The 14,807-nt window shown below is 50.9% G+C and carries 9 protein-coding genes; 6 read left to right on the top strand and 3 right to left on the bottom strand.

Annotated features, from left to right (window positions below):
* Positions 1 to 313: 313 nt before the first annotated feature.
* From ACLJXE_RS07210 to ACLJXE_RS07190, 5 genes are all read left to right on the top strand, one after another.
* Positions 314 to 5,638, top strand: a complete 5,325-nt coding sequence (locus tag ACLJXE_RS07210) for a peroxidase family protein (RefSeq protein WP_410750500.1) — start codon at positions 314 to 316, stop codon at positions 5,636 to 5,638.
* A gap of 10 nt (positions 5,639 to 5,648) precedes the next feature.
* Entirely contained in the window at positions 5,649 to 7,388 is a 1,740-nt protein-coding gene (locus ACLJXE_RS07205) for a type I secretion system permease/ATPase (RefSeq protein ID WP_410750499.1), read from the top strand.
* A gap of 2 nt (positions 7,389 to 7,390) precedes the next feature.
* Positions 7,391 to 8,716, top strand: a complete 1,326-nt coding sequence (locus ACLJXE_RS07200) for an HlyD family type I secretion periplasmic adaptor subunit (RefSeq protein ID WP_410750498.1) — start codon at positions 7,391 to 7,393, stop codon at positions 8,714 to 8,716.
* A gap of 129 nt (positions 8,717 to 8,845) precedes the next feature.
* Complete coding sequence (locus ACLJXE_RS07195) at positions 8,846 to 9,130, top strand: VF530 family DNA-binding protein (protein WP_410750497.1); 285 nt, start codon at positions 8,846 to 8,848, stop codon at positions 9,128 to 9,130.
* A 12-nt stretch (positions 9,131 to 9,142) separates the two neighbouring features.
* Positions 9,143 to 10,510 carry a glycoside hydrolase family 10 protein gene (locus ACLJXE_RS07190; protein WP_410750496.1) on the top strand — a complete coding sequence of 456 codons (1,368 nt, stop codon included), beginning with the start codon at positions 9,143 to 9,145 and terminating at the stop codon, positions 10,508 to 10,510.
* Here the strand turns inward: ACLJXE_RS07190 and ACLJXE_RS07185 are convergent.
* From ACLJXE_RS07185 to hdeB, 3 genes are all read right to left on the bottom strand, one after another.
* Complete coding sequence (locus ACLJXE_RS07185) at positions 10,507 to 11,025, bottom strand: hypothetical protein (protein WP_410750495.1); 519 nt, start codon at positions 11,023 to 11,025, stop codon at positions 10,507 to 10,509. The genes ACLJXE_RS07190 and ACLJXE_RS07185 overlap by 4 nt on opposite strands.
* 87 nt (positions 11,026 to 11,112) lie before the next feature.
* Positions 11,113 to 13,056 carry a methyl-accepting chemotaxis protein gene (locus ACLJXE_RS07180; protein ID WP_410750494.1) on the bottom strand — a complete coding sequence of 648 codons (1,944 nt, stop codon included), beginning with the start codon at positions 13,054 to 13,056 and terminating at the stop codon, positions 11,113 to 11,115.
* Positions 13,057 to 13,211: 155 nt separating this feature from the next.
* Positions 13,212 to 13,541, bottom strand: a complete 330-nt coding sequence (gene hdeB / locus ACLJXE_RS07175) for an acid-activated periplasmic chaperone HdeB (RefSeq protein ID WP_005122660.1) — start codon at positions 13,539 to 13,541, stop codon at positions 13,212 to 13,214.
* A 399-nt stretch (positions 13,542 to 13,940) separates the two neighbouring features.
* Between hdeB and ACLJXE_RS07170 the strand changes: the two genes are divergently transcribed.
* Positions 13,941 to 14,807 carry a MurR/RpiR family transcriptional regulator gene (locus ACLJXE_RS07170; RefSeq protein ID WP_410750493.1) on the top strand — a complete coding sequence of 289 codons (867 nt, stop codon included), beginning with the start codon at positions 13,941 to 13,943 and terminating at the stop codon, positions 14,805 to 14,807.

The following is a 14,807-nucleotide window of genomic DNA, read 5'->3' as shown; positions in this document are numbered from 1 at the left end:
CTAACACGTTTAAGCCTTGAGAAGACCCGTCCTTCTCAAAACCGTGCGCCGTGAGTAAACCTTTTAATTCAATGGCCCGCGGTCTCAGCTACCCGCCCAAACCTTTATATAAATGAGGTGAGCACCTCATTGTGCGAAGTACAGTTCAGGAGAACAACTCTAAATACGCTGTGGGTATCTTCTGTATTTTCGGAATGGAATCTAAACGTGTAATAACAATCAGGTATCTGATACTGCCTATTCTTCTGTCAATTTTTGTAAATAGAAAATGGGCGATGATAGCTAATACTGATAAAGATAGGGGTAATAATGTATGGCCTCACAATATGACTTTACTGTCACTCTCCACGATCTTGCTTTTATTCTTAAGCAGATAAAAATATCCGAAGCGGCGACTAACCCAGATGGTAGCATCAATGCTGATATGCTACGGGAATTAGTCTCCAGTCCTCTGTTACCTTACGGACTACGTACTGTAGATGGTTCATGGAATAATCTCCTACCGGGTCAGGAATTATACGGTTCGGCCGATCAGACAATGCCGAGATTAACGGCGCTGAACTGGCAGGATGCGGATGAGATGACCAGTTATATCCAGATTGGTGGGACGGTCATTGATGCCGATCCTCGTGTTATTAGTAACTTAATTTCGGACCAAACCGCCTCCAATCCAGCCGCGCTGGAGGCATTTAATGCCTTAAAAGATGCTCCCGGTGGGGGAACGACTACCGGAAATGGCAGTTTATCTATTCCTAACCAATCCCCTGACATTGGCCTTTCTCCGGCGTTTAATGGCTGGATGACTTTCTTTGGTCAGTTTTTTGACCATGGTCTGGACCTCATCCCCAAAGGAGGAAACGGCATCGTTTTCATTCCATTGCAACCCGACGACCCTTTATATGTTGAAGGTTCGTCGACTAATTTTATGTTGTTAACCCGGGCAACGGTCGATGAGAATCGAGAAACCGTTAACCTTACAACCCCATTTATCGACCAGAACCAAACCTACACCTCTCATCCGTCGCATCAGATCTTTATCCGTGAATATGTATTAATTGACGGTAAACCTGAGCCGACGGGTAATTTATTAGGTGGTGCTAACGGAGGGCTGGCAACCTGGGCTGACGTCAAGAACCAGGCGGAAACGCTACTCGGCATCAAATTGACCGATCAGGATGTGTTTAATGTGCCGCTTCTGGCGACCGATCGTTACGGTAATTTGATTTTAAGTGAAAATGGAAAAGTACAGATTGTTACCACGAGTGGGCTGGTTGAAGCCAATGGCGGTCTGTTACCTGAGGGCACCTTCCGAACCGGGCATGCATTTCTCGATGATATTGCGCATACTGCCGCGCCAAAAGCAGGTTTACTGGCAGATGATGACGACGTTATTGGCGGGCAACAGCCAGCAGGCACGTACGATGATGAACTCCTGGATCGCCACTTTATCACCGGTGACGGGCGCGGTAATGAAAACATAGGGCTAACTGCCGTTCACGCCGTATTTCACAGTGAACATAACCGGCTGGTTGAGCAATATAAGACCACCCTACTGGAAACCGGTGATATTGACCTTATTAACCAGTGGCTGATGCCCTCACATCAAATCACTGAGCTACCCGCTGACACCAGTACGCTGGTCTGGAACGGTGAATACCTCTTCCAGGCAGGACGATTCTCCACGGAAATGCAGTATCAGCACCTCGTTTTCGAGGAGTTTGCTCGCACCGTACAACCTGCCGTCGATCCGTTTGTCTTTTCAAACACGGCAGATATCAACCCGCAGATCTTTGCTGAGTTTGCGCACGTGGTTTATCGCTTCGGGCATTCAATGCTCACAGAAACCGTAGCGCGCACCGACATTGACATGCAAAGCGGTGATATCGGTCTGATTGCCGCATTCCTCAATCCGGTGGCATTTAATGAAATTAACGGTGCCACCGTTTCCGATGAACAGGCAATCGGTGCGATTGTTCGGGGTATGACGCGACAAGTCGGTAACGAGATTGATGAGTTTATTACTGACGCCTTGCGTAATAACCTGATTGGCCTGCCGCTTGATTTGGGAGCGCTTAACATTGCCCGTGGACGTGATACGGCTATGCCGTCGCTGAACCAGGCCCGTGAACAGTTCTTTGCATTAAGCGGCGATAGCCAGCTACGGCCGTATACCAGCTGGGCTGATTTCACAACATACCTGAAAAACCCGGCCTCCATTATTAACTTTATGGCCGCCTATGGTCAGCACGAACTGATCCTCAATGCCACCAGCCTGGAGGGTAAACGCGCAGCGGTTAATTTCCTGTTATTTGGTGATGCCAACAACGCTCCACCAGCAGACGCAATGGATTTCTTCAACAGTACCGGCGCATGGGCCAGCAAAGAAACGGGCCTGAATAAGGTCGATTTCTGGATTGGAGGGCTTGCTGAACGCAAAAATGAATTTGGCGGCATGCTCGGATCAACCTTCAATTTTGTCTTCGAAACACAGATGGAAATGTTGCAGGACGGCGACCGTTTCTACTATTTGAGCCGGGTACAAGGATTGAATTTACTGAATGAACTGGAGGCCAACTCCTTTTCTGCCCTGGTTATGCGCAACAGTGACCTCGGTGAAGAGGGGTCCTCTCACCTGCCTGCTAACCTGTTTCAGACCCCAGACCATATATTCGAAGTAAACCGCGTGCTGCAAACGGAAATCGACCCTAAATGGGGGAATCCGCTGAAAGATCTACTCTCGCCGTTGCTGGTACGGCGTGATCCTGGCGCGGATGTGGATGGTGACGGTTTCGCCGATGGTGGTTATCTGAAATATACCGGCGATGGTCATGTGGTGCTTGGCGGTACCGCAGGTAACGATACGCTCATCGGAGGGAAAGGTATCGACAGCCTGTGGGGAGATGGTGGTGATGACCGTCTGGACGGCGGCGATGAAGCGGATGTGGTTCACGGGGGTGACGGCGATGACATCATTACGGACACTGGCACACCCGTAGGCGATGCTGACTTCCTCCATGGTGATGCCGGGCACGATGTCATCTTCTCCGGTAACGGAAACGATCTGGTCTTTGGTGGCACGGGTAGTGACTTCGTCGTGGTCGGTGAAGATGCTCAGGAGGTTTTCGCCGGGCAGGACAACGACTTTGCACTTGGGGGATCGGGTGGCGATTTCCTGATGGGTAATGAGGGCGACGACTGGCTTGAAGGTGGTGATGGGTTTGACACCCTCGCGGGAGATAACTCTGAGCTGTTCTTCAACAGCACCATTATTGGTCACGATGTCCTGAACGGCCAGGGTAACGATACAGACTACGATGGCGAAGCCGGTGATGACATCATGGTTCAGGGCGCCGGGATCCAGCGTAATAATGGTATGGCCGGTTTCGACTGGGCGATCCATAAAGGCGATCCTAATGGCGCTAACTCTGACCTGGGTATCCCGATTTTCGTCAACCAGCAGGAGTTTATTCTGCGCGACCGTTTTGACCTGGTCGAAGGCCTATCTGGCTGGAAACACAATGATACCCTGACCGGTACGGAACAACCGATTGGTACTGCACCGGTCCAGGGAGTCCCCCTCTCTAATAATCTGACCCAGGAAGGTGCCGACAGAATCGACGGTCTGCAGGCTATTCTTGGTGTCGAGCGTTCAGCCAATCCGGATGCGGTGTTACTCAATCCGGACGATGGCAGTGACATTTTACTCGGCGGTGGCGGTAGCGACCGCATTATGGGTAAAGCCGGTAATGACATCATTGATGGCGACGCCTGGCTGAACGTGCGTATTGCTGTTTCAGGTATGCCGGGGCTCACCAGCGCCGAAAGCATGGCTGAGCTGAAATCGTACATGCTGGCAGGTACGCTGAAACCGAACCAGTTGTCGATTGTACGCGAAATCTTGCATGAGGGAGATGGCACAGAAACTGATGTGGCAGTGTATCGCGATGTCAGTAGCAACTATGTCTTTACCCGAATGGCAGATGGTAGCCTCAGAGTCGATCACGCCACCCCTAATGCCGCATTAAACCTGAATGATGGCGTTGACCGCCTGCTGAATATCGAAAAACTGGAGTTTGGCGATGGTCAACAGCTGTGGGTCACGGCGCAACAGGCGACGGGCGACCTGGCAATCAGTAGTGCAAACCCGTCTGTTGGTGACCTGTTACGGGTTAACGTAGCAAACCTGCTCGATGGCAACGGTCTTGCGGCAGATGTCGCAATCACCATGACATGGCAGGCTTTGATTAACGGACAATGGCAGGATCAGGCAACAGGCGTGGAGTTCAGGGTGCCGGGTACTATCCAGGGCGCTCCGCTGCGTGTCGTCGCCAGTTTTAACGATCAAATGGGTGATGCCGAAACGTTAGTCTCTGCGCAAACCCAGGCCGTCTTGCCGCGTAATCAAGCGACCACCGGTGCGCCAGTGATTAATGACCTGACGCCAACCGAGAGCCTGACGCTGACAGCGGTGGTTTCGGGTATTGCCGATGCCGACGGTCTGAGCGGCGGTAATTTCAGCTACCAATGGAGAATGAGTTCACCGACCGGATTCGTCAACATCAACGGCGCAACATCTGCCACCTTCACGCCAGGCCAGGCTATGGTCGGTCGCACGTTGCAGGTGGTCGTCACTGTCGTAGATGATGAAGGTAACCCCCCGGTTATCCTGACGTCGACAACCACGCAGCCTGTTGGCGATCTGATCGTGGGTAATAATGGTGCCAATACGCTCATCGGTACCGCATGGAGTGACATCCTGCGCGGTGAAAACGGCAATGACACCTTACAGGGTGGCGCGGGTGATGACCTGTTAGTCGGCGGTGCGGGTAATGACTCGCTCTTCGGTCAGGCGGGACAAGATACGCTGCAAGGTGACGCGGGTAACGATACCCTGGACGGTGGTCTTAGCGCTGACAGTATGACCGGCGGTACAGGTAATGATACCTACATCGTTGATGATTTTGGTGATGTCGTGATCGAAGATCTCAACGGCGGGACGGATATTGTCCGCACTAATCTCAGCAGTTATGACCTGACCGATAACGTGGAAGAGTTGGTCTTTACCGGGAACGGTAGTTTTATCGGTACGGGTAATTCAATCGCCAATATTATCACGGGTGGTAGCGGCAATGACTATCTGTTCGGTATGGGCGGCAATGATCAGTTGTTTGGTGGTATCGGAAATGACTTCCTGGACGGCGGAGATGGTGCCGATAACCTGCAGGGTGGGAACGGTAACGACATCATGATTGGCGGCGCGGGTGCCGATACCCTCTCTGGCGGTAATGGCGACGATATTCTCAATGGTCAGGAAGGAAACGATATTCTGGATGGCGGAACCGGAAGTGATATTTTCGCCTTCGGAGCCAACTTTGGACAGGATCGTATCACGGGTTTCGACAGTAATCCCAATGGCGGACAGGACTTTATTGACCTCGTTTTGCTAGGCATTAACGCGGAGAACTTTGCCAGCAGCGTCTCTATCACCGGAAATAACGGCAACACCATCGTGACCATCGGCACTGACACCATTACGTTAGTGGGGGTCAATTCGACCACCGTTAATGTGGGTGATTTTTATCTGGAAATGCCGACTACCCTTGCCAGTAACAATGGCAATAGTTCATTGATCGTATAAGGAGAAGACTATGTCGCGCCAGCATACGCCAACAGAACTGAATGATGCATTAAAAGGAACGAAACCCACTTTTCTGATGCTGCTGTTTTTTAGTTGTGTGATTAATATGCTTATGCTGGCGCCGGCAATCTATATGTTGCAGGTTTACGATCGCGTACTGGTGAGTAAAAACACCACGACGTTGCTAATGCTCACCTTATTAATTGTCGGTTTGTACATTATTATTGCCATGATTGAATCTGCTCGCGCACAGGTCATGGTAAGACTGGGAAATCGGCTGGATATAAAGCTCAGTCAATCAGTTTTTAATGCGGCTTTTAGAAGAAAAATGTCCACCGGTGATAACAACCCGGCACAATCTTTAGCCGAGCTCGATCAGATCCGCCAGTTTCTCTCCGGGAACAGCTTGTTTTCATTGCTGGATATTCCGTGGACGCCGATTTATCTGTTTATTGCCTTTCTGGTACATCCCCTGTTGGGATACCTGTCTCTTGGCGGAATCACACTATTATTCATTCTGACACTGGTTTCAGAGCTCTCCACTAAGCGCCCTATTCAACAAGCCCATGCCTTAACCATCAATAATGCCAGCCAGCTGAATAAACAGCTGCAAAACTCCGATGCTATCGAGGCGATGGGCATGCTTTCCACCCTAAAAGCAAACTGGCAGGAACAGCATAATAAAGTGCTGGTACTGCAAACACAGATCGCCGATAAAACGGCGGGGTTAAGCAGCCTGAGCCGGTTTGTTCGCGTGTTGCTGCAATCTGTCGCGCTGGGGGCCGGGGCGTTGCTGGTAATTGGTGGGCATATTACCCCAGGCCTGATGATCGCGGCCTCGATCATACTTGGACGCGTCCTGAACCCGGTGGAACAAGTCATTGGCAGTTGGAAGCAGTTTGTACAGTTTCGTAGCGCGTGGCATCAGTTATCGGCGCTGCTAAAGGAGTATCCGGCCCCGAAAGACGTGCTGCCCCTGCCGCGTCCGCAAGGCAACATCAGCGTTGAAGGCGTGTTTGCGACAGCTCCCGGACAACACGCCCCGTTGCTGCGTAATATCTCCTTTCAACTCGAACAAGGTGAAGTACTGGGGATTATCGGTCCTTCTGCATCCGGAAAAACATCACTGGCGAAAGTACTGGTCGGTGTCTGGAAGACGTTATCAGGAAAAGTCAGGTTAGACGGTGCAGATATTTGCCAGTGGGATAAAGCCCTGCTGGGTCCCTCAATAGGCTATCTGCCACAGGATGTTGAACTGTTTGACGGGACTATCGCACAAAACATTGCACGCTTTACGAAAAATGACAGCGAACTGATCGTGGCGGCTGCACTTCTGGCTGGTGTACACGAGATGATCCTGCGCCTGCCGCAGGGGTACGATACACCGCTCGGCGCAGGTGGATATCAGTTGTCCGGTGGGCAACGCCAGCGTATTGGGCTGGCTCGTGCTGTCTACAACAGCCCCGCATTTATCGTCCTTGATGAACCGAATGCCAATCTTGATGATGCCGGGGAGTTTGCCCTCATTAAAGCCATCAACACGCTGCGAACACAGGGACAAACTACCGTGATTATATCGCACCGTCCTACTCTGCTCGGTGTGGTCAATAAAGTTTTACTGCTCAATGACGGCGCTATTCAGGAGTTCGGCACACGTGATCAGGTCTTCGCCCATCTGCGCCAGGCTAATGTGCTGAAACCAGTAGCAACGCCCTCTTCATCCATCAACGAACAGCAGCGCGAGGCATGAAGATGAAAAAAATTCCAAATAACGCGGACGTCACCGGTGTGGATACCAACATCTGGTCCCCCATTGTTCGCGGCGTCGTTATCATTGTGCTGGGGATGGGTGGTTTTTTATTTTGGGCTGTGCAAGCCCCTTTAGATGCCGGTGTCGTTGCTGACGGTACGGTCACCGTATCCAGTAACCGAAAAACTATTCAGCATCTGAGCGGCGGTAGGGTGACGGATATTTTTATTAAAGAAGGTGACCTGGTTAAGCGAAATCAGGTGCTTGTCCGCCTGGATAAGATGCAACTCGACATGCGCTACAGCGCGTTAAACGCACAGTATATTTCCGCCAAAAGCATTGAAGATCGTCTGTTAGCAGAGAGAGATGGCCTGGAGGCAATCGTATTTAATCCTATGCTGACACAGCAGTTTTCCGGTAATAAACGGCTGGCAGAAGTCAGGAATCTACAGGCCAAACTGTTCGATACGCGGCGGAAAACGATTCAGGATGAGTTGTCCATGATTCAGGAAACGCTCGATGGCCTGGTCGGGCAAACGGATAATCTTAATAAAATAAAAGGTTACCGCGATCACCAGTTCAACCTGATTAATCGGGAGTTAGGCGCGATTCGGGCGCTGAGTGAAAAAAACTATTACCCCAAGGCGCAATTATTGGTGCTGGAGCGTGAGGCGGCCGAAATATCCGGCAGTGTGTCCGAAGATATTTTGAACATTGCTAAACTCAAATCCCAGCAAAACGAATTAAAAATCAAAGCGTATCAGGTACGGCATCAGTATTTACGCGAAGTTGAGTCCGAACTGACTGAAAACCAAAAAGAAGTAGCGATGCTGGAGGATGAACTGGTTTCTACCCGCCATGAACTGGATAACACAGAAATTCGCTCCCCAATCAACGGTATCGTTCTGGATGTCAAAGTCAGTACCGTCGGCGGTGTGATTCAGCCCGGTGAACATCTCATGGATATTGTTGCCGCCGGACAGCCGATGCAAATCGACGCCAGGATACCGGTGCACGCCATTGATAAACTGGTCCCAGGTTTAACTGTTGATGTGCTGTTTCCTGCCCTGAACCATGCGCTGTTACCTTCCGTACCAGCCCGAGTTCTGACTATCTCAGCAGATCGTTTAATTGATGAAGCAACGCAACAGCCCTATTATCTCGCCGAAGTGCAAGTTTCCGCAGAAGGAGCGCGCTTGCTGGGCGATTACAAAATTAAAGCGGGCATGCCCGCGAGCGTGACGATCAAGACCGGCGAGCGAACTTTTTTAAGCTACCTGTTTAAGCCGCTGATCGCCCGTCTGGAACTGGCCTTTAAGGAGTACTGAGCGCACATTGCTGGCATGGTGCTTATTCACAGTGCTATGCCGGTTTATACCATTGCTGGTCGCCTTGCTTTCTTGTAACCTTTCGCTCGCGCGACTGACAAAATCTGGAACCATCGAACTGGACTTCATATGAATGCTCATATTTCTAAAGACCCCTTGCATGGCGTGACGCTCGAAATGCAGGTCAATGCCCTGGTTGATCGTTATGGTTGGGCTGAACTTGGCCAACGGATAAACATTAACTGTTTTAAAAATGAACCGAGCGTTAAATCCAGTTTGAAGTTTCTGCGTCGTACGCCGTGGGCGCGTGCAGAAGTTGAAGCACTGTATCTTGATGCTCTGCATGACGTTGCACCAGCCCCCACCGCTCCTGCTATTGATCCCTGGGCTAACAGCCGCAACAAGAAGAAATAAGAGCAAAATCCGATGTCAGCATCCGGTTTTTTTTCAGGTCATTATCAGAAAAAACGGGCGACTCTCCTCGCCCGTTCCCGCAACACGCTACCGCTAACCAATGTGAAATGGTTTGCTGTACTGGTTGGCAGTATGCTGTTACTTGGCAGTTGCTCTTCACAACCGCCAGGGTCGAAGGTTACCCCTCACCCCCCGGTAACAACCCCGCAACAGAGCAAAGAGCCAGTTCGTGGTATCTGGCTGGCAACGGTTTCCCGTCTGGACTGGCCGCCGATCTCATCTGTAAACATCAGTTCGCCCGCCATCCGCATTAGCCAGCAGCAGAAAGCGCTGACGGATAAGCTGGATAATCTGAAACGTCTTGGGATCAATACCGTCTTTTTCCAGGTAAAACCGGACGGCACTGCACTGTGGCAATCTAAAATTCTTCCCTGGTCAGACACTCTGACCGGCACCATCGGCCAGGACCCTGGTTACGATCCGTTGCAATTTATGCTCGATGAGGCGCACAAACGCGGGATGAAAGTTCATGCCTGGTTTAACCCCTACCGTGTCTCCGTCAATACGAAGTCTTCAACGGTCGCAGAATTAAACAGCACGCTGTCGCAGAACCCGTCCAGCGTTTATGTTCTGCATCGGGACTGGATCCGTACATCGGGTGAACGTTTTGTACTGGACCCGGGTATTCCTGACGTGCGCGACTGGATAACCAGCATCGTCGCGGAAGTCGTTGAGAATTATCCGGTTGATGGCGTGCAATTTGACGACTACTTCTATACCGAATCGCCGGGTTCGACGCTAAACGACAGCCAGACTTTCAGAAAGTATGGCCAGGGTTTTGATTCAAAAGCCGACTGGCGACGTCATAACACGCAACAGCTGATCGAGCAGGTCTCACAGACCATCAAAAAGATTAAGCCTGAAGTGGAGTTTGGTGTTAGTCCTGCAGGCGTGTGGCGTAATCGCTCCCACGATCCGGCAGGCTCCGACACCCGCGGGGCAGCAGCGTATGATGAATCGTATGCCGATACCCGGCGCTGGGTGCAATCAGGTCTGCTGGATTACATTGCACCACAACTGTACTGGCCTTTCGCCCGTGATGCGGCACGTTATGATGTACTGGCAAAATGGTGGGCTGGCGTGGTGAAATCCACCAATACCCGCCTGTATATTGGCGTTGCGCTGTATAAAGTGGGTGAGCCGTCACGAAAAGAACCGGACTGGACGGTACAAGGCGGTGTGCCGGAGTTGAAAAAACAACTCGATCTGAACGAGTCCGAACCGAATATTAATGGCACTATCTTGTTTCGGGAGGACTATCTTAACCAACCGCAAACCCAGGAAGCCGTGACCTATATTCGTGATCGTTGGGGACGCTAAGTGTTGCCGGGGGCTGGTGACCGGAGATAAACGCTGACGTAACGGATAAATTTCCCGATAAACACACCGGCAAACACACCACCGGTAATGATTGCCAACGCGCTCATTACCGGCTGGCGTAAAATTTCGGGAGCGATAGCATTCAATACACCCTGTACATATTTGATGCCAAAGGCCAACATCATGAACGGTAATGCAGAGTAATCTGCCGGGCGATGAATGCTGCGTGGTGCGGTACTGCGTGCCAGACGGTCGGGTTTTATCAACATATAGCCCACAATCGCGCCGCTAATAATACCAGCCATCCACTGTAGGTACGTGCTGATGGACTGATCGCGGTAAGTGACCAAATCGTAAATATCCCAGAAAAGAAAGAGCGCCGGGATCAGTGCCAGCTTTTCCAGCGTAACGGTAGCGGGTATCCTGGCTTTTATCCCCCGAAATAACAGGAAGACCAACAAGACATACACCCACACCGGTGTGTGCACCAGCATCGCGACGACAAACTCATCCATACTCTGGCTCCCGACGTGTTAACCACGTTAAGTGTAGCCTGGTGTTATCCGGGCGCAGACGATGCACCCGGATACGTTACGTGGGATTCAGACCGCTGAAGGCTCCGGCAATTTGAATGAGGAAACCAGTAAAGCTAATTGTTCCGCCTCTTCTTTCAGCACCTGGGTTCGTGTGGCGGCATCATCAATCAACGATGCGTTTTGCTGCACGGTGCTGTCCATTTCGGTAACGGCGAGCGTGACTTCGGAAACGCCCTTACGCTGCTCGTCACCAGCGACACGGATTTCCCCCATCAGTTGGCTAACCTGACGCACGTTGTTGACCAGCTCTTCCAGGCGCTCACCTGCATTGTGGATTTGCTGGCTGCTGCTGCCAACATGTGAGACGGACTCATCGATCAGCGCTTTGATTTCCTGGGCAGCAGTGGCACTGCGCTGTGCCAGTGTACGGACTTCAGATGCGACAACCGCAAATCCTCTGCCTGCATCCCCCGCTCTGGCGGCTTCAACGGCGGCATTCAGCGCCAGAATATTGGTCTGGAATGCGATGCTGTCGATGACGGCTACAATTTCTACCATTCTACCGGACGAGGCACTGACGTTATCCATTGTCGAAATCACGCCCTGCATCACGTCACCACAGCGATTCGCCGTTTGCGCAGTGTTGTCGGAAAGTTCATCTGCCAGTTGCGTGTTGCTCGCATTTTGATGAACGGTCGCATTTAACTGTTCCATCGCTGCCGAGCTCTCTTCCAGCGCGGCCGCCTGTTGAGTAACCCGTGAAGAAAGCTCCATGTTACTGTCGGCCAGACTGACGGCGTTATTGGCTACCACTACGCTACTGCTTCTGACGGTGATCAGAATGGCGGAAATTTTATCGACGAACAGATTAAAGGCTTCCGCGATATCTGAAATCTCATCTTTACCCCGAACATCCAGACGTCGGGTAAGATCGCCTTCACCCTGTGCGATATCATCGAGCGCGCGACGAGTATCATCGAGACGAGAGATCAAGCGACGCACCACCAGCCATGATCCTACGAGTAACACGGTCATAATCGGGATCAGCACTTCCAGCACATCCTGCATCATGACTTTGGCGAGGCCAACGATGCGCGTTTCCGGTGTCACCAGCCCTACGACCCAGCCAGTATCAGCCATTGGGAACATCATTACGCGTGATGGAGCATTCAGCACGTTGTCGCTTTCAAGCGTGATGGTTTTCACGCCATCAGTCGTGCGAAGCGATTTCAGCCCGGCTTCCACCGGGGCCAGCCAGTGTGCGCTTTGCGCCAGATCGCTAAAGGTTTTGTATTTTGTCTGATCGGCCTGGGGGAAATAGAGGATCTGCCCCTGTTTATCAACCACAAATGCGTAGCCACCGGTGCTGTTGCCCTGCTGCTGCATAAAGGTCGCAACGTTATCCAGACGAATATCGGTGGTGGCCACACCGGCAAACTTGCCGGCTAATTGATACGGAATACTGCACGTCACCATGTTCACGCCGGAACTGGCATCCTGGTAAACATCCGACCACAAGCAACTGTTCTGTGAGTGACCTTTAGCATGCTGATACCAACTTTCATTGTGATAACCGGCGGATCCTTCGGCATTATAATCATTCGAAAAATCAAGCTTACCCTCAGCATTACGCGCCCAGAAAAAGCTACGTTTCTCGACTCCCGGGGTGAACGCGTTTGGCTCTGGCCAGATCCCGCCGCCGGTAATAATTGAGTGGCTGTCTTCGCCAATCAGGTGTGGAACCACGCTTTGATACAAAGACTCATCATTAGGCAGTACTTCGGCCAGTCGTGACAGACTGACGGTTTCGCCCTCGATACGAGAGAGCACAGTACTCAGTTGACGCGTTAAACCTTGCCCTGTCTCTTCTATCAGGGCGGTATTGATTTCAACGACGCGTGGCTGACCACGCCAGAGCATAATTGCAACAATAACAAGGGTGGTCACCGCAAGCAGCAGGATGCCGCCAATGGTTAACCGCGTTGAAATACGAGTAGGATACCAGGCCATACAAACTCCTTCTGCAAAAGGCTAACTTTTACCCAGTATCGGCACAGGAGTTTATATCTTTATAACGTTTTCTTAAGTATTACAAAATAAATAAGTGACGTTGTCACAAATAGCAAAACCCAGCACTCTGGCTGGGTTTTAATACATGCTTAATCTTATTTAGATAATTCTTTTTTGATTTCTTCTTTTATTTTGCTTAATTCACTTTGCGGATGTTTTTTGCAAAGTTCAACGGTCAGAGGCACAGCTGTAGTGATAGTTTCGTTATAGTCTACGAAGTCGCCGCCTTTGAAGTCTTCGTCTTCATTCAGCACCCAGAAAGCAACCGGAGCCATAGTTTGCGGGTTCAAATCAATAAACTCCTGGCAGCTCATGCCTTTCGGAGTGACTTCAGTTTTAGCGTTATCAGTTGCTGCATTGACGCTTACACTGGTTAACAGCGCTGCGACCAGGATGCCTGCTGTAGAAAGGGAGAATTTATTCATTGTAGTACTCCATTTATAATCCAGATAATATCTACACTTGCGCTTTAAACCGTTAATGTAGTTCGCAAAAAATAATACTCCCACAGTCAGAAGAATAAAGATTACGGCCATCGATATGGCTGAAATTTATATTTCACATTACTGATTCTGATGTCTGATAAGAAATGTTGCACACAATGTGATCGTTACGACGAAATCAGCAGATTCATCCCTCACTTACCCTACCGTTGCACCAAAACTGAACTACGCTGCACAAATGTTGATCATTAGTTAATGAAAATTGATGTTTTTTAACAAAGAGTCCCGACGCAGCGCTGTCGCCGACCTGGCACGCGTCCTGCATTGTTAATCCGGTAACAGTGAAGCGGTATCTGACAAACAACTAACAGCGAGATGGTAATGACATCAAAACCTGAGTTATTTGCCCGCATAGAACAGACCTTTAGCCAGCTAACGCCCAGCGAAAAGCGCGTTGCCGGTTGGTTGTTAGCGCACGCTGCACAGATCCCTTTTGAAACGGCAGACGGCATCGCAAAAGCAGCAGGAACCAGTGGCATTACCGTCGGCCGTTACCTGCGTAAACTCGGGTTTCGTAACCTGGAAGATGCGAAAGCCAGCCTGCGTGAAATACCCGCTATTCCCTATCAGCCCTGGGGAATGAACGAGCGCCTGGACTCCTGGCACCAGCAGCAAGATCTACCTGACCGCGTACAACAGTCGCTGTTGCTGGAAATTGACGCTATCACCTACGTCTACCAACTGGCGCAAAGCGAGACTTTTTTACGTATCGCGCAGCAATTGGCGCAGGCAGAAGCCGTTTATATTCTTGGGATCCAGTCCACCCGCGGGATCGCCAACGCCTTTTTTAGCCATCTGGAATATCTGCGCCCGAAGGTGAGTTACTCCGAAGGACTTTCCGGTAGCTGGGTTGAGTCGCTGAACTCGGGATTTAATCAACCTTATGTCGTGATCACCGATACGCGCGCTTACTCGGCGACATCCCGACAATATTGCCGCGTTGCCAGTGAGCGTGGCATTCCTCTCGCGTTAATCACGGATGTATGGTGCCCCTGGGCTAGAGACTACGCCATTGATTTACTTCAGGTGAAAACGGACACCGGGCACTTCTGGGATTCACTTGCTCCGGTGAGTTGCCTGTTCAACTTATTACTCTCCGCGGTGGTCGCGCAACTGGGCGACTCCCTCGCGGGACGCCTGCAAACTAATCGCCAGTTACAACAACAATTTGGTCAATTCGAACAGTAA

The sequence above is a fragment of the Citrobacter sp. U14242 genome (genome assembly GCF_046555775.1).
In the GTDB taxonomy this organism is placed as follows: domain Bacteria; phylum Pseudomonadota; class Gammaproteobacteria; order Enterobacterales; family Enterobacteriaceae; genus Citrobacter.
This window is presented reverse-complemented; position numbering and strand designations above follow the sequence as displayed.